The organism is Lentzea flava (genome assembly GCF_014648475.1).
GTDB classification, from domain to species: Bacteria; Actinomycetota; Actinomycetes; order Mycobacteriales; family Pseudonocardiaceae; genus Lentzea; species Lentzea flava.
Genome location: NZ_BMRE01000006.1, coordinates 16,217 through 31,347 on the forward strand (window position 1 = coordinate 16,217; position 15,131 = coordinate 31,347).

Genomic DNA, 15,131 nt, shown 5'->3' on the forward strand with positions numbered 1-15,131 from the left:
GCTTGGGTGATCAACAACCCGTTCAGCCACCGAGGCAGGGCGCGAACCCGTACACCTGGTCGTCCAGCAGCACGACGTGCAGCGATCCGATCTGGCTGCCGATCACCGCGTCCTCCTGGCGCAGCGTGACGGTGACCGCCACGACGTACACGTCCCCTCGCGGATGGGCCTTTTCGCCAGGGGGTGCCCAGTCGGCGTCGCTGCGAAGCGTCGACCAGGTCGGCTCGACCTTGATCGTGGCGCCGCGAAGATCGCACGTCTTCTGCCGGAAGTCCGGATGCTGGGTGTCCTTCAACAACTTCTGCTGCTGCGACGCACCCTCGTCGCCCGCCTTGTTGAGGCGCTCGTAGAACTCCTTGAACTTGGCGCGGTTGCCGTCGGTCAGCTGGACAGGTCGTGCCGTGCCCGCGACCGGACCGGCACAGCCCGCGAGAAGCGCGAGCGAGGCGAGGAGAACCGCGACGCGCTCAGCCACCGGAGTGCATCACGTCCGCACCGGCGGGAACCGTCGCGTCCTCGGGGTCGTCCAGCCACCCCTCCGGCAGCACGACCTTGGCCGCGGACCCCTGCCTGCCGCGCGGACCCTCGGCGTGCTCGGGGAACGGCACGGTGGGGTCGAGCTGCCCGATCAGGTCGTCCAGCTGCTGCAGGCTCGACACCATCGCGAACGCCCGCCGCGTGTCGCCGCCGACCGGGAAGCCGTGCCAGTACCAGGCCATGTGCTTGCGCAGGTCGCGCAGGCCCTTGTCCTCGCCGTAGTGGGCGGCGAGCAGCTCGGCGTGCGTGCGCAGGACCTCCGCGACCTCGCCGAGGCTCGGGCCCGCTGGAATCGGCTCGCCCCGGAAGGCGGCCTGCAGATCGCGGAACAACCACGGCCTGCCAAGGCATCCACGCCCGACGACGACACCGTCGCAGCCCGTCCGCGCGACCATGTCGAGCGCGTCCTGAGCGCTGAAGATGTCGCCGTTGCCCAGCACCGGAATGCTCGTCACGGCCTCTTTGAGCCGCGCGATGGCGGTCCAGTCGGCCTTGCCGGAGTAGCGCTGCGACGCCGTGCGCGCGTGCAACGCCACGGCCTGCGCCCCCTCGTCCGCCGCGATGCGTCCCGCGTCGAGGTACGTGAGGTGGTCGTCGTCGATGCCGATGCGGAACTTCACGGTGACCGGCATGTCCCCCGCGTTGCGCACGGCGGCCCGCACGATCTGCCGGAACAGCTCCCGCTTGTACGGCAACGCCGCCCCGCCGCCCTTGCGCGTCACCTTGGGCACCGGGCAGCCGAAGTTCATGTCCATGTGGTCGGCGAGGTTCTCGTCCACGATCATCTTCGTGGCCTCGCCGACGTTCTTCGGGTCGACGCCGTAGAGCTGCATCGACCGCGGGTGCTCGTCCTCGTCGAACGTGATCATGTGCATGGTCATGGCGTCCCGCTCGACCAACGCCCGCGCCGTGATCATCTCGCACACGTACAGCCCGGCCCCGTACCGACGGCACAGCTGCCGGAACGCCACGTTGGTGATGCCGGCCATGGGGGCCAGCACAACGGGCGGATCGACGGCGAACGGGCCGATTTTGAGGGTGGAGGGAACGGACACGCCCTCCAGGTTACGGCACTGACCTGCCGCGATCTTCACCGAACGCGACGTCGAGGACGTCCAGGACCGCGACCTGATGGCGACGTTCGTCACGTTCACCGTTGGTCCACCGGTGCTCGCCGTCCGCCGTGCACTCCCACTGGGCATCCGTGCCGTCGTCCATCACGAAGCAGCCGCCGAGCGCCACCAGCCCGGCGTCCCTCGCCGCCATGTTGCGCGCGTTCCACGGGCCGTAGGCGATCGGGACCGCCCGTGCCCCACACCTCGGGCAGCTCTCCTCGACGGGGGCGGCGAGGTGGGTGCGGAGCGCCAGGCAGGTCTCCTCGTCGAAGGCGACCAGCCGGATCCGGTCGATGATCGCCAGCGAACGGATCGTCATCGCGGCGATCTCCGCCGCCCGTTCAACCGGGAAGCCTGCGGTGACGACCGGGATCGCGACCTCGTCCCGCTCCTGCTCCTCGGCTGTGAGCAGCGCGTTCACGTAGTAGTCCGTCAGTGCCCGTTCGTCGGCGACCTCCACCGCGGACGCTGGTCCGTCGTCCATCTCCACTTCGATCAACCCCATGGCCGAAGAGTCGCATCGGCTGCCGCTGCGGCGCAGGCACTTCGGGTAACCCACCGGTGCCCCGATCGGGTGTCAGGGGCTTCTGCCAACATGCCCCTGGAGGTGTCCTAGGCGTGGGGGCGGTTCAACTGATCAGGTCCGGGTTCGAGCGGTTCTTCGTCGACGGGCCCGTCGGCAAGCCGACCGGTGGTGGCGAACAGCAGGTCGTGGCCGTGCAACAGGTGGGCGAACTGGCACTGCCGACGGGCAGACTCGTGGCGGCGGACCCGTTCGTCGTGTGGCCGGAGGACGCCGAGGCGTTCACCACGACGGTCGAGCCCGGCACGTACCCGGTGTCGGTCTCGCTGGTCTCGTGGGTGGACAGCGACGGCTTCCCCGACCTCCGCCAGGGCTACCGCGTCGCCGCCGCGAAGGTGACGGTGCGGGACGAGCCCGCGTACTCGTGGACGCCCGCCGTGCTGCCGGGCCAGCTCGTACCTATGCAGGAGGAGTTCGGCTACGAGGTGAAGTCGAGCACCGGCGCGTTCTTCGACCTGGCCGCCGCACCCGCCGTCGACCGGCTGGCCGGCGACGACGAGGCGGGCAACTGCGACCTGATCGACGCGCTCGGCAAGGTGGGCGGCGGCCGCGGTCCCGCCAACGTCACCGACCCGCAGTCCGGGCTGAACGTCGTGGCGTTCTCCACCGGCTGGGGCGACGGCGTCTACCCGACCTGGGTCGGCCGCAACACCGCGGGCGACCCGGTCGCGTTCGTCACTGACTTTTTTGTCATCAACCGCGTCTAGAAAGCCACGTTCACGCACGCCAGGCGCGGTCCTGCCGTCCCGGCTTCGCCCGGTCCGGTGTGCGTGTGCTCGTTGTGCAGCACGACGGACTGCGCGTGCCGGTCGGTGAACTGCCAGTCCACAGTGGACTTGGTGAAGGCGAAACCGTGCTTGTCCGTGTGCACGTCGAGCCAGATCTCGTTGCGGGGATTGGCATACGCCGGGTCGACCGACGGCTGCTTCGGGTCCACCACGTTCTGGTAGTGCGGTCCTGAGTCGGCCGGCGCCGCCCCGCACTTCTTGACGTGCGCGTGCGCCCCGTACGCCCGGTCCGGCAGCAATCCCTTGAGCAGCAACACAACGGTCGTGCCGCCGTTGGGCGTCGGTACTCCCAGCACGTGCACCTTGGCGCCGGTGGGCACCTTGGCGGCGTCGTACGTGACCGCCTCGGCCGTCGCGCTGTAGCTCTCGAACTTGGCGGAGGTGTGGGCCACCCTGCTGGGCTCCGCGTGTGCGGTTCCGGTGAACACGAGCCCGGTGGCGACCGCGACTGCGAGTGTCTTCATGACTGTCCTGCTTAGCCCCACCAGCCGCATTCCGCCATTTTTGAGACGGGATCGGCGTTTCAACTGGCCCCTTTCGGGTATGCGTTGTGACGTGAGTGAAGCCGAGGAATCCGACCAACGCAGACTCGCCCGCAACGTCAACGAGCTGCTGCAGGAACTCCGCGTGGCTCAGGCCGGCGTGCAGATCCTGTTCGGATTCCTGCTCTCCATCGCCTTCACCGACAAGTACGCCTCCACCGGCACGTTCGTCCGCACGACGCACATGGTGACGGTGTTCTGCGCGGCACTGGCCGTCGCCTTCCTCACCGCTCCTGCCGCCTGGCACCGCGTGCTGTTCCGCCAGGGCCGTCGCGAGGACGTCGTGGAGTCCGGCAACACGTTCGCCCTCATCGGCCTCGGCTTCCTCGCGCTGGCCATGACCGGCACCGTCCTCCTGCTGGCGGAGGTCATCCTCCCGACCTGGGTCGCGGTCGTCGTGGGCGCCTCGGCGCTGATCGTGTTCGCCGGCCTCTGGTTCGCCTGGCCGTTCTCAACCAAGGGTGCTGAGCACCGCGAGCGCCCCTAGCCCCGCGGTGACCGGCGCGGCCAGCACCAGCGCCTTCCTGCTCGGCCGCGGCTGCTCCCGCAGCGTCCTGATCCCCAACGGCACCAGCGCGACGCACAACCCGGCCGTGCCGATGATCGACACCAGCTCGGTGCCCTTCAACACCCCCAGCGGCAACAGCCCCATGCACGCCAGCGCCACCGCGGGCACCGCCTTCAGCACCCCGCCGAGGTAAGCCCCGATCGCGAGCACGTACCACCCGAACATGATCGTGAACGACAGGTAGCTGAACAGGTGCAGGTCGCCGTACCCGTCCGCCACCAGCCGCGTGGCCTCCTCCACCCCGCGGTGCCTGGCCGCGTTGAACGCCGCCTGGTCCACCCCGGCGTGGAACGTCCTGGCGAACAGGCCCACCGTGACCAGCACCCCGCCCCAAGCCGCCCACATCGTCCTCTTCCGGGCAATCCGCCGGGCCAGCTCGGCCACCGCCGGCCACATCACCACATGTCCGGCCAGAAACGCCGTGTACGCCGCCGTCATCAACGCCGGATGCTCGGCGGCCGCCTTCAGCTGGTCCGGGAAGAAGAAGTGGTACGGCGACCTCAGCAACGTGCCGACCAGCAGCAACACCGGCCCGGCGACCAGCGCCACGCCTGCGACCCACCCGTTCGGAAACCTCATGACGTTCACGCTGCCAGCGCGAACGCGCACCCGGATCGGACCACGGTCCGACTCGCCATGGCTTCGTGAATCTTTCCGTCGGCCATGTCGATTCGCGCCCGTGCCGTTCGACGAGTGGGTAGACGGACAGGGACCCGATCCGCCGACGGCGAAAATCGGGTGGAACGAACGGCGCGATGCGGAACACTCGGGCACACCGATGAGTTCCGCCCCGCCCGCCGGTCTCCACCGGTGTCACGAAGAACGTCGACATCGGCGGCCTTGGCCGCGACTGTGCCAGAAACCTAGTGAGGTCCTGACATGCCTGCTGCGATCCAAGACCGCCCGACCGCGGAGAAGCGCCGAACACCGCTGGTGGTGCGCCTGCTGGTGCTGGCCACGTTCGTGGTCATCCTCAACGAGACGCTCATGATCAACGCGATCCCGCGGTTGATGGAGTCGTTGCACGTCACCGAGCAGGCAGCGCAGTGGGTCTCCACCGCCTTCATGCTCACCATGGCCGCTGTGATCCCGATCACCGGCTGGTTCCTGCAGCGCGTCACCACGCGCCAGGGCTATGCCATCGCGATGGGCGTCTTCCTCACCGGAACCGCCCTGTCCGCCGCCGCACCGTCCTTCGCGGTGCTGCTGCTGGGCCGCATCGTGCAGGCTGCGGGCACGGCCGTGATGATGCCGCTGTTGATGACCACGCTGATGACCGTCGTGCCAGAAGAGGACCGCGGCCGAGTCATGGGCAACGTGACCCTGTCGATCTCGGTGGCCCCCGCCCTGGGCCCGGCCGTCTCCGGCCTGATCCTGCAACTGGGCTCCTGGCGCCTGCTGTTCGTGGCCGTCCTGCCGATCGCCGGCGTCGTGACCTACTTCGGCCTCCGCCAGATGAGCAACATCGGCGAACCCCAGGTGAGCAGCATCGACTGGCTGAGCGCGGCCCTGGCGACCCTGGGCTTCGGTGGCCTGGTCTACGGCCTGAGCCTCTTCGGCGAGGGCGACGCCAACCTGGGCCCGACCATCGGCATCGTCGTGGCCGGCGCCGCCGTCATCGCGATCTTCGTGCTCCGCCAGCTCAAATTGCAACGCACCGGCGCCCCGCTGATGGACCTCCGCACCCTGGGCGTCCGCACCTACGCGCTGTCGCTCGCCCTCATGTGCATCGCCTTCCTGGCGATGATGGGTTCGATGATCCTGCTGCCCCTCTACCTGCAGAACCTGCGCGGCCTGACCCCGCTGCAAACGGGCCTGCTCCTCATGCCGGGCGGCCTGGCGATGGGCCTGCTGGGCCCCACCGTGGGCAAGCTCTACGACCGCATCGGCGGCCGCCCGCTCATCCTGCCCGGCTCGATCGGCATCGTGCTCTCCCTGGCCGGCTTCACCCAGGTCTCGACCACCATGCCGTACTGGCAGATCCTGGCCCTGCACGCCCTCCTGATGGTGAGCCTGGCAGCAACCTTCACCCCGATCTTCACCCTCGGCATGGGCTCCTTGCCGCCGCACATGTACCCCCACGGCAGCTCGATCCTGGGCACGCTCCAGCAGGTGGCCGCAGCCCTCGGCACCGCCCTGGTGGTCACCGTGATGTCGGCCCGCGCGGGCCAACTGGTCACCGACGGCGCCACCACCGCCGCGGCCCAGCTGAGCGGCATGAAGCTGGCCTTCGTGGTCGCCACCGCACTCGCCGCGGTCACGATCGTCGTGGCGGCCCTGTTGCCGAGCCGGACCTCCGGGACGGCACCCGCCGCCCACTGAGCCACCGCTCGCCGAACGAGACAACCCCCAGGTCGCCGACCTGGGGGTTTTCTGTCGGACGGGCTGATCGACCCCCTAGAAAAGGGTGTCGAACGCGGCCGCCAGATCCTTCATCTTCTCGCCGAGGCCGCGATCGGTGAGCTTCTCCAGCAGATGGTTCGTGACATCCCTGCGTGGCTGCGGTCTGTGCGCCTCGGCTCGCAGGTCGTCGACAGCCTCGATGGTCGACGTCGGCACCTGCGCGGCGTTCAGCTCCTCGCGCAACTCGTCGAGCAGCCGCACCACCGCGGCCACGTCCCGGAGCTGTCCGATGTGGACGTTCCCGGTCCTGGCCTTGCCGCTGGTGCCGATGTTGCTGCCGATCACCGGTCCCTTGATCTCGAAGTTCTTGTCCTTCATGACTTCCTGCCCTTGACGACCTTGACGTTGCCGGTCCTGGCCTTGCCGACCGTGGCGATGTTGCTCGAGATCACCGGGCCCGTGATGTGCACGTTGTTGGTGGTCACCTGCGAGGCCTGTTCCATGAACTCGGTGACCGAGATGCCCTTGCTCTCCAGGAACTCGCCGATCGTGCGGAGCAGCCGTGACTCCAGCACCTTGATGTAGCGTTCGACGTCGGTGAGCTGGAAGTAGTTGTCGACGTTGTCCTCCGCGACGAGCTCACGCAGGCTGACCATCGCGCCGTACTTGTCCGGCAGAAACGTCCCAGCCGGCTGGTCCATCGGTGCCATCCACATGACGGCGGAGGCGAACCGCCTGGGCAAGGTCGCGGGGAACCTCAGCAGGTCCGCGACCGCCTCGCCGAGCGGGCGCAACGAGTGCGGCGACCAGGTGTCGATCTCCCGGTGCTTCGCGTCGATGGGATACAGCACGCTGGGTGTCCACTCGACGTAGAGCAGCTCGTCGTCGAGCCCGAACGTGAGATGCGCGGAGATCACGACGTCGCGGTCCCAGGTCTCGACCTGGAAGGCGCGGAAGTAGCGCATCCACTCGCGCGGCCTGGTCACCAGATCGTCCACAACGGACTTGTCGGCGGTGCGTACCGGTGCCTTGTCCTTGTCCGGCAACACGATCGCGGTCTCCGCGTCGCCGAGGTGGTCGATCAACTCCACGGCGGAGACCACGACGCGGTCGGACGTGGTGAGGTCGCGCAGCCGGTGACCAGGTGACAACGACGCTGATCGACCGGTCTTGAGCAGGTCGTTCGTGACGTGCTCGTAGATCTCGGGCAGCGTGAAGCCGAGCATCGTCGCCGGCTCGCCGTCATCGTCGTGAGCGGGTTTGAGCGGGAGCGCCATCGACCACGGTTCGAACATCCTCCCCGCACCCACGAACGGCCGATAGTCCCGGTACACCGTCACCCGCGCCTTGCCCTCGTCGTCCGGTGGCTGTTCGCGCTCCTCGACCGGGTACCGCGCCAGCGCGTCGGCGTAGATCTGGTGCCCGAGCTGCCGGAACTTCCACTCGTTCTGCCACAGCTCCTCGCCGGGGCTGGTGCGGAACCTGTTGCGCCGGAAGCTCTTCGTGAGCAGCAGCCACACGATGATCCGGTCGGCCAGCAGCACGCCGAAGATCAGCGCTACCGCGATGAACGCGACCACGATCTCGGCGTCGTCGCTCGACGACTCGTATGAGGGGTACGAGGGGTATGAACCGTACCGGCTGCTGCCTTCGAACTCGGACCCCGCCTTGAACGTCACGACGGCCAGTGCGAGCAGACCGCCGATCGCGCCGACGATGATCGGCGCGCGACCGGTGGGTGTGGCGAGCTGCCGGACCACGGGCCGGATGCGGAACCCGGCGCTCGCGGCCGCCAGTGGCACCGCGATCAGCAGCCACGGCCCGAGAGCGGCCACGCTCGCGGTGAGCAGCAGCACGAGCGTCAACAGCAGCAGCACGGCGTCGCGAAGTTTGCGCCGCATCCGCCCGGCCACCGCCTCACGCAGCACCGCGCCCGTGTTGACGCCGGGTGACTGTGGAATCGACCGCGTCTTCTCCACCAGGTACTCGCGAATGGCAGCGTCCGCGAACTGCTCGTCGCGGTGCGCGGCCCCGCAGAGGAAGCGGGTCGTGTCGTCACGCAACTTCGGAGAATCGACCCCCGGAGCCGTCGCGGGAGATGACATTGTCATGTCCACTTTCTGTCATGGTTTCGCGTGAGTTGTCATCAAACTGAGCATCTTTTCCGCCTGTGCCCGGCCGGAAGGGGGTGAGACAACGAACAGAACATATTCGACGCCGTTGGCCTCCCACCAGGCTCCGGTGCAGAACTGGGCGACTCCGTTCGGTGCGGTGGTGTAGCTCCACTTCACGCTGGGATAGCCGCGCAGCGTCGTGTCGCGCAGGCTTTCCATCGAATACGAGTTCTTGCCGGTCTTGGCCTCGTGAGCAGCGCTGATGCGCTGGAACAGGGACAGCTGTGGATTTTCCGGCGGCGCACCGCCGAACCGCAGCTCGAAGCCGGGCCAGGCGCTGCTGCGAGCGATCTGCACCGTCGCCACGTCTCCCTGGCTGACGGTCCAGCTGTTCGGTATGGCCGTGACCAGCCCAGATGGACCGGACACGAGCCGGTAGTCGACGGCCTCGGTCGTTGTGGTGGTGGTTCTGGTGGTCCTGGTGGTTCGGGTGGTGACCGTGGGCCATGCAGTGGTTCTGTTGTAGTCGTTGTTGTAGTCGTTGGGCGTGTTCAGCGCTCGCGGCTCCTGTTTCTGTGTCGTCACCAACGCGGTACCGATCAGTATCGAAACAACGAGGTATCCCGACGCAGAAGCCAGTGCGAGCGAACGCGAGCTGAGTTTTTTCATGGGGCATCCTCCGCGTTCTGGCAGAATAACCGCACCAGAACGCTTCCTGGCAGAAGTCGGGTGATCGAGTGGATGTCAATGCGCCGAATGAGTGTCAAGAAGTGACCGATGGGCAAATCACGCGCCTGCTCAGCACCGACGACCCGCGCTCGCGTGCGCACGAGCTGTTGGCGGTCATTTCGGCGGCGGGTGTGACCGACGAACACATCGCTGCACTGGAAGAACTTCCGGATGCGAAGGAACACCTGGCAGTGGCGCTGGCACTTCGTTCGGTCTCACTGCGCAGCCTGACCCACGACGGCAAGCTGGTGATGGTCGAACGGGCTCAGGTGGACGGCTGCGAGCGCATCGCCACCCGGATGTTGGAGCTGGACCCGCCGGACGAGCTGCGAACCTTCGCCCTCGACCTGCAGCGGGAGGTGGCGTCGAGCCGCGAGTGGACGTGGGAGCCACGCGGCATGCCAGTGCTGGTGCTGTTGATCGTCCTCTGTGCCCTGCTGGTCCTGTTCGGTGGCGGCCTGGCGTCGATCACGATGGTGGCAGTCGGCTCAGCAGGCGGTGCCGCGCTCCTCTACGCGTTGGTGATCCGCCAACGCAAGCAACGCTGGAGCCAGCTGGCCGACGAGGCGGCCCCGCTGCTGTCGAGGGTGGGCCGATGACATCACTCGACGCGCCACCGATCCGCTGCTTCCTGAGCTATGCCCGCAGGGACGACGTCGTGATGGACTTCGTCGGCCCGTTCACCGAGTCGCTGCGCCAGTACGCCTACGCCGACCGCGGCCGCGAACTGGAGATCTTCGTCGACCGCGAGGCGATCGGCTGGGGCGACCTGGCCCAGCCGACGATCAGGGCGGCCGTCCGCAACGCCACGGTGTTCCTGCCTCTCCTGACCCGCCGCTACTTCGACCGGCCGTACTGCCGGGAAGAGCTGTTCATCTTCTACAACCAGTCGTTCGTGGACGGCGTGCGTGGCCTGCTGCTGCCCGTGGTGCTCCTCGGCGACGGCTACCTGACCGAGGACAACCCCGACCTGGCAGCCCAGATCGTCGTCGAGCGTCAGCACCGGCACCTGCGCGAGGCGTGGATCGAGGGCCCGTCCTCCCCTGCGTGGCGGCGCACGATGCTGGCGTTGGCCGGCGAGCTGGTAGATCGGGTGGAGGCGGCGGAACGAAGCCTGCTCACCGAGCCCTCGTACGAGCCTGACGACGCCATTGCGCAGGTGGAGCGGTTTGGGCTCGACACCAGTCGCGTGGTGGATGTGATCTCCCAGGTCCTACAGGAGTTCCAGGACGTCCTTGCGACCGTGAAGGACGACCGGACGAGGGCAGAGTCGTTGCTGCCGGGTGCGTTGCGGTTGCGGGACGAGGTCCGCACCTACGAACGCCGGGTGTTCGAGATCGACCGCCTGACCCGCGCGGCGCCGTTGCCGATCACCCCCGATGCCTCGGCATTGCGCGACCTCGTCTCCGCCACCGAACAGCTGCTGAGCAGCGCTCGACGGGCCGAGCTGACCAGCGTGCCGATGCGGCGCGCCATGACCGCGTTCCGCGAAGGCCTGACCACGTTGCGCGGCGCCGTAAACGTCGTCACGTCGTGGGTCGAGTCGCCGGGCCAGTAACACGACGACGCGTGACCGTGTGGATCACTGCTCGCTCGTCAACGCCGGGCCCTGTTGTCCGCCGGTGCGATCGTTCACCAGCTGGGGCGGCCAGTCACTGCGCAAAGCGCATCAAGGCGCGTCAGCGATCGCCAATGCGAAACCCCAGGCCTGTGACCTGGAGGTTTTGTGGGCCGCCAGGGACTCGAACCCTGAACCCGAAGTTTGCGGATCTTGCTTCGTAGTCCACTGTGGATATTTGCCGACACTTGACGTGAGCTGGGAACTTGCGTCCACCAGACTTCTTGTTGCATGCGGATCTTTGTGGACACTTGATGTCAAAAACGGGGGGTAAGCGGGGGAGTTGATCTCGCTGCCTCGGCCTGGCGTCGAGCCCGTTGCACTGGCGCCGTTAGGCGGGCGTAAGCCTTGTGACACCGTGTACTGCGATCGTTCCGGCGGCAGACGGTGCGCTGCCACCGATCGCAGTCGTGGAGGTCGACGACCGCAACGACTGCATAAGCAGCGCAAGTGCCTCGGTGCGGATGTGGAAGCGCTCAACCAAACTGTCCAGTGGCACAGATTGCGCGAGATCGAGGAGCTCGATCCCGACGACGACGTTGTGCTCGTCCAGATCGACGATGATCACATCGCTGAACTCAACACTTCGAGCGACCTGCTCGCTGCTGAACTGCAGGTAAGCGGCACCCGCCTGCTGGTCGATCTCCAGCGAAAGCTCAGGACTAGCTGTCATCGTCGCCCCTCCAAACAGTCGTGATCACGAACTTCTCGGTCTCGCTGTCTCGATCGATCGCGGTCACCACTTTTAGGCTACGTCCGTTCACGTCGCCGATGTACATGATGCTGTCACCTCCCACAATCCGGGAGTGATAGTTACGCAGACATGAGCGGACGTCACTGTCCGTGATGCCGCGGCGTCGCATCCGCTGCCTGGCGTGGTAGGAGTACACCAGATTCATAGGCTCAACTCGCCGTCTGAGACGGAAACTCGACCTCAAAGGGCACCTCGCGAGTCACCGTCCCGCCAACTTCCACCTGAATGGTGTACGTGCCTGCCGCCATCAGCGGTATGCCGATTCCAATCACGCTGACGGCGTAGGAGTGCCCAGCGACAGCCGCAGCATCGTCAGCCCTCACCGCTTCGCCAGCGATCCCCATCAGGAACTGCGGGCCAGTGGAGGGGGCGACAACTCGAGCCGCGAACGGCGCTGACCGCTCATCCTCTGCAAGCCTGAAGCGAAGGACGAGGAAGAACTGGTGAACAAGACCTGGTGATGACACGCGGACGCGATCAAAGCCGCCGCCAACCATGGTCAACAGGCCAGCCTGATCAAGCTTGGCGAACTCCGCCAATATCGCCGTGTCAAGTTCGGCCACTGCCATCCTCCTGGGTCGTAGTTGGCTTGTCGGCGACAACGGCGGAACGTTACATCTCGTTGCTCCATGTGTATCAACCGCAGGTCTCACGCATGCGTGCCCATGTACGCACCCTTGCCAACTGAGGGGCCTCGCACCATCCCGTATGACCTGGCTCGTCCCAACCGCACGTGTCAAGGGGGCACCTGCTCGTCAACGTGATGGTGCGCTGGGTCGGCCCCCTTGACGCGTGTGGTTGCCCTCGGGGAGGTCATACGGGATGGTGCGTGCCCCGGCCCCCGCTGGAACGTGATGTGCCGGCATGTCCCCGCACCATTTTGGAGACCTGCCCGTCCGGCGAGGACATGCTTTGAAGTCTCCGCGGTTCCCTCCGGGGGCCGCTGGCCGTTCCTGTCCGACAACGGTCGACCGGCGCGCATGCCTCGCCCGCCGCGCTCGGACGCCGGAGGCGGCCTTGGGCGCGGCGGAGAAAGAGGCGCGTCGGTCTGCCGTTGTCGGGTAGGCACCAACGGCCAGCGGCCCCCGGAGGGGGCCGCCTTGATGAAGAAAAGAAACTCTGAACACGCCGGTCAAGGTGTGGTCACTTGATGAGTCTGCTGGTGTGCCCGGCATCAACGAGGCGCTTGTAGGCCGCGTCAACCTCGTCGGGTATGTCCTGGGGGATCGCGAAGCCTGCGTCAGCGAACATCGTGATCCGTTGCGTGTCGCCAACGAGCATGCTGATCACGAAGTCTGCATCCCCAATGCCTGCAACGTATTCGTCGATCGGCGGCCGGTAGGAGCTACAGATGACCTCCAGCTCGGGCCAAACCATCTTGCACGTCGCGTACGCCCGGCGTTCCTGGTAGGGGCGTGACACCAAGACTGCCGTCTCAACGTGCAATCCCTTGCTGTGCAAGAGGTCTCGTGTGAACTCGAAGTTCTGAGACGTGTTGGTGGCTTTGGTCTCGATCAAGATCGCATCGTCTGGGACGCCGTGCTCAAGTGCGTACTCCCGATAGTGCACCGCCTCGCCGCGAGGGAACCGGTTAACTGTTGTGGGAGCGTTGGCGCCGGTGAAGACAATGAGCGGATAGACGCCTGCGTGGTACAGCTCGACTGTGCGGACTGCCACGCCGATGTCGTGGCTGCCGAGACCGATGCCGACGTTCGCTGGGCGTACCTCGTGCTTCATGTCGTGGTAGTCCCAGAGGGTCAAGACGTCCGCTCGGTGTTCGTGGGGGATCACTGTGGACGGCACGTGGATGGCACCTTCCTCGCGGTCAGTCGGGCATCTGGAAGCTATATGACCACTCGAACCTGCTTGCGGCGTGAACTCCTCGGGCGAACTCGATCGGCACGCCATCCTTGGTGAAGGTGCGACGCTTGAGGATCATCACCGGCTCTCCGGCCGGCAAACTCAAGACGTCGATCTCCTCCGGTGTCGGCATCCGGGAGTGGAAGCTCTCCGTCATGTGATCAGGTTCGTAGCCCTGCATGGTGAGCACTGCAAACCCTCCACCAGGCGTCGCCGGTCCTGGCCTTGGATCGACAAGCGGTGTGCCTTCAACGTGGATTGGGTTGTAGTAGCTCGTAAGCGTGTGTGTTGGCGTGTCGCCGTCCTTGACCAGCCGTGCTCTCTCGTACACCGGCGCACCTGTCTCGATCCCGAGCGCTTCGGCGATCTCGGAGTCGGCCTTGATCTGCCGGACGGTGTTGGTCTGGTCGCCAGGCTTCCACTCGCGGCCGGAGGCTTCACGGTCTGCGGCGAACGCGACCAACCCGAACTTCCACTTGCTCTTTGCGTAGCGCTCGACGCCAAGGCGCTTCATCGCCGGGCGTGGCCGAACAACCGTGCCTCGCCTGCGTACCGAGTCAACAAGGCCTTCAGCTTCGAGCACTGACACCGCCTTGCGCACGGTGTTGATGTTGATGCCGTGCTCGGCAGCGATCTCGTCCTGCTTGGGCAGCGTCGTTCCTGGCGGGTAGTCGCCGCGCTGGATCGCGTCGCGCAGGACCGCTGCCAGCTCCCGGTACCCGGTGATCACGTCGACCTCCTCTGCTGGACGCAATAAGTCTATCTCTACCGGCCCTGACCAGCGTTGCGCTGCGGCGCGGTCCAGCGGTCAGCGAATTCGGTGCTGGCGCCGAAATCAACACGGTCGATGTTGTCGCGCTGGAACGCCCTCAAGCCGTTCGAGAACTCGTCCGAATTAAATTCGAAGAAGGGTGCATGACCGATGGTGGTTCAGGCGTACAACGCGCACGCGATCAAGAAGTACGGCGAGTTCGTGAACGCGATCAACTTCGCGACGGAGCAGCTCGCCCCGTTGGAGACGCTGATCAACCGCATGAAGCCGGGCAACGCGCTGCCGGGTGACTGGAGGGTCCCCAAGCCCGACGACCTGCGCAAGGAGTTGTCCAAGGCCCGCAAGGACTTGGAGGACCTCAAGGCGCACGCGGTCAAGTACGAGATCGAGCTCAAGTCTCGTGAGTGGAGGGTCTGATGTCGCAGCAGCTCAACAACGCCCTGGAGGACGTGGGCAAGTCCATGTCCACGCTGCGGATCGCTATCAAGGGCATTCCGGTCCGTCGCGAGGGTTTCAAGGGTCTGCACGACCAGTTCGCTCGGTCGGTGGCCACGCTGACCACGCACATGTCCTACGCACGCGTGCTGCTCGATGAGGAAGCCGCGGAACGCCGCAAGCGTCGGCGTCGCTAGTGAAGCCGAGTTCGTCACCTGTTCATCTGGCAACGGCCGATCACCCCGCGCGGGTTGGTCGGCCGTTGTTGTTCTCTCCCAACACTTTTCGGAGGTTTCGATGTCCAAGAGTTCCCGTGGTAAGTCCGCTCGCTCGCAGGGTGTTGAGTTCGCGGCGGTGGTGTGGGCGGTGCGTC

The 15,131-nt window shown here is 66.4% G+C and carries 20 protein-coding genes; 7 read left to right on the plus strand and 13 right to left on the minus strand.

The window, feature by feature from the left end; genetic code table 11:
• Positions 1 to 22: 22 nt before the first annotated feature.
• From IEZ09_RS10550 to IEZ09_RS46310, 3 genes are read right to left on the minus strand one after another with little or no spacing between them, the layout of a single operon-like run.
• Positions 23 to 475, minus strand: a complete 453-nt coding sequence (locus tag IEZ09_RS10550; RefSeq protein WP_189253461.1) for a hypothetical protein — start codon at positions 473 to 475, stop codon at positions 23 to 25.
• Positions 468 to 1,592 (minus strand): tRNA dihydrouridine synthase DusB, encoded by a 1,125-nt coding sequence (dusB, locus tag IEZ09_RS10555; protein ID WP_229812432.1) that lies wholly within the window; start codon positions 1,590 to 1,592, stop codon positions 468 to 470. The genes IEZ09_RS10550 and dusB overlap by 8 nt, the downstream gene beginning before the upstream one ends.
• Before the next feature lie 10 nt (positions 1,593 to 1,602).
• Positions 1,603 to 2,157, minus strand: a complete 555-nt coding sequence (locus IEZ09_RS46310; protein ID WP_229812433.1) for a macro domain-containing protein — start codon at positions 2,155 to 2,157, stop codon at positions 1,603 to 1,605.
• A gap of 113 nt (positions 2,158 to 2,270) precedes the next feature.
• Here IEZ09_RS46310 and IEZ09_RS10560 point away from each other — a divergent pair, with 113 nt between their 5' ends.
• Positions 2,271 to 2,942, plus strand: coding sequence for a DUF4241 domain-containing protein (locus tag IEZ09_RS10560; RefSeq protein ID WP_189253463.1), 672 nt, complete (start codon positions 2,271 to 2,273; stop codon positions 2,940 to 2,942).
• Here IEZ09_RS10560 and IEZ09_RS10565 read toward each other — a convergent pair.
• Entirely contained in the window at positions 2,939 to 3,487 is a 549-nt protein-coding gene (locus IEZ09_RS10565; RefSeq protein ID WP_229812434.1) for a superoxide dismutase, read from the minus strand. The two genes, IEZ09_RS10560 and IEZ09_RS10565, sit on opposite strands and share 4 nt — an antisense overlap.
• Positions 3,488 to 3,578: 91 nt before the next feature.
• Between IEZ09_RS10565 and IEZ09_RS10570 the strand changes: the two genes are divergently transcribed.
• Positions 3,579 to 4,052: a DUF6328 family protein gene (locus IEZ09_RS10570; protein WP_229812435.1), complete on the plus strand. Its 474-nt coding sequence runs from the start codon at positions 3,579 to 3,581 to the stop codon at positions 4,050 to 4,052.
• On the opposite strand, the gene IEZ09_RS10575 is transcribed toward IEZ09_RS10570, so the two are convergent.
• Positions 4,017 to 4,712 (minus strand): hypothetical protein, encoded by a 696-nt coding sequence (locus IEZ09_RS10575; protein WP_189253466.1) that lies wholly within the window; start codon positions 4,710 to 4,712, stop codon positions 4,017 to 4,019. The genes IEZ09_RS10570 and IEZ09_RS10575 overlap by 36 nt on opposite strands.
• 300 nt (positions 4,713 to 5,012) lie before the next feature.
• Here IEZ09_RS10575 and IEZ09_RS10580 point away from each other — a divergent pair, with 300 nt between their 5' ends.
• Positions 5,013 to 6,455: an MDR family MFS transporter gene (locus tag IEZ09_RS10580; protein WP_189253467.1), complete on the plus strand. Its 1,443-nt coding sequence runs from the start codon at positions 5,013 to 5,015 to the stop codon at positions 6,453 to 6,455.
• Positions 6,456 to 6,530: 75 nt separating this feature from the next.
• Here the strand turns inward: IEZ09_RS10580 and IEZ09_RS10585 are convergent, their stop codons facing one another.
• The 3 genes from IEZ09_RS10585 to IEZ09_RS10595 are packed head-to-tail and all read right to left on the minus strand — an operon-like array spanning position 6,531 to position 9,259.
• Complete coding sequence (locus IEZ09_RS10585) at positions 6,531 to 6,854, minus strand: hypothetical protein (protein WP_189253468.1); 324 nt, start codon at positions 6,852 to 6,854, stop codon at positions 6,531 to 6,533.
• Positions 6,851 to 8,539: an AbeC-like domain-containing protein gene (locus tag IEZ09_RS10590; RefSeq protein ID WP_189253469.1), complete on the minus strand. Its 1,689-nt coding sequence runs from the start codon at positions 8,537 to 8,539 to the stop codon at positions 6,851 to 6,853. Before IEZ09_RS10590 ends, IEZ09_RS10585 begins: the two co-directional genes overlap by 4 nt.
• Before the next feature lie 60 nt (positions 8,540 to 8,599).
• Positions 8,600 to 9,259: a hypothetical protein gene (locus IEZ09_RS10595; RefSeq protein ID WP_189253470.1), complete on the minus strand. Its 660-nt coding sequence runs from the start codon at positions 9,257 to 9,259 to the stop codon at positions 8,600 to 8,602.
• Between the two features lie 68 nt (positions 9,260 to 9,327).
• On the opposite strand from IEZ09_RS10595, the gene IEZ09_RS10600 reads away from it, so the two are divergent.
• Together IEZ09_RS10600 and IEZ09_RS10605 are read left to right on the plus strand one after the other, a co-directional pair.
• Positions 9,328 to 9,918 carry a hypothetical protein gene (locus tag IEZ09_RS10600; RefSeq protein WP_189253471.1) on the plus strand — a complete coding sequence of 197 codons (591 nt, stop codon included), beginning with the start codon at positions 9,328 to 9,330 and terminating at the stop codon, positions 9,916 to 9,918.
• Positions 9,915 to 10,877 carry a TIR domain-containing protein gene (locus tag IEZ09_RS10605; protein WP_189253472.1) on the plus strand — a complete coding sequence of 321 codons (963 nt, stop codon included), beginning with the start codon at positions 9,915 to 9,917 and terminating at the stop codon, positions 10,875 to 10,877. The genes IEZ09_RS10600 and IEZ09_RS10605 overlap by 4 nt, the downstream gene beginning before the upstream one ends.
• A 391-nt stretch (positions 10,878 to 11,268) precedes the next feature.
• Here IEZ09_RS10605 and IEZ09_RS10610 read toward each other — a convergent pair whose 3' ends face one another.
• The 5 genes from IEZ09_RS10610 to IEZ09_RS10630 all read right to left on the minus strand — a co-directional run bounded on the left by IEZ09_RS10610 (position 11,269) and on the right by IEZ09_RS10630 (position 14,281).
• Positions 11,269 to 11,610, minus strand: a complete 342-nt coding sequence (locus IEZ09_RS10610; protein ID WP_189253473.1) for a DUF2283 domain-containing protein — start codon at positions 11,608 to 11,610, stop codon at positions 11,269 to 11,271.
• Complete coding sequence (locus IEZ09_RS47830; protein WP_189253474.1) at positions 11,600 to 11,836, minus strand: DUF4258 domain-containing protein; 237 nt, start codon at positions 11,834 to 11,836, stop codon at positions 11,600 to 11,602. The genes IEZ09_RS10610 and IEZ09_RS47830 overlap by 11 nt, the downstream gene beginning before the upstream one ends.
• 4 nt (positions 11,837 to 11,840) lie before the next feature.
• Positions 11,841 to 12,254, minus strand: a complete 414-nt coding sequence (locus IEZ09_RS10620) for a DUF6941 family protein (RefSeq protein WP_189253475.1) — start codon at positions 12,252 to 12,254, stop codon at positions 11,841 to 11,843.
• A gap of 580 nt (positions 12,255 to 12,834) precedes the next feature.
• Positions 12,835 to 13,500 (minus strand): YdcF family protein, encoded by a 666-nt coding sequence (locus tag IEZ09_RS10625; RefSeq protein WP_370467701.1) that lies wholly within the window; start codon positions 13,498 to 13,500, stop codon positions 12,835 to 12,837.
• A 16-nt stretch (positions 13,501 to 13,516) separates the two neighbouring features.
• A complete protein-coding gene (locus IEZ09_RS10630) occupies positions 13,517 to 14,281 on the minus strand; it encodes a GntR family transcriptional regulator (RefSeq protein WP_189253477.1) in 765 nt (254 codons plus the stop codon).
• A gap of 192 nt (positions 14,282 to 14,473) precedes the next feature.
• On the opposite strand from IEZ09_RS10630, the gene IEZ09_RS10635 reads away from it, so the two are divergent.
• Positions 14,474 to 14,740, plus strand: coding sequence for a hypothetical protein (locus IEZ09_RS10635; protein WP_189253478.1), 267 nt, complete (start codon positions 14,474 to 14,476; stop codon positions 14,738 to 14,740).
• Positions 14,740 to 14,955, plus strand: a complete 216-nt coding sequence (locus IEZ09_RS10640) for a hypothetical protein (protein ID WP_189253479.1) — start codon at positions 14,740 to 14,742, stop codon at positions 14,953 to 14,955. Before IEZ09_RS10635 ends, IEZ09_RS10640 begins: the two co-directional genes overlap by 1 nt.
• Positions 14,956 to 15,131 lie beyond the last annotated feature (176 nt).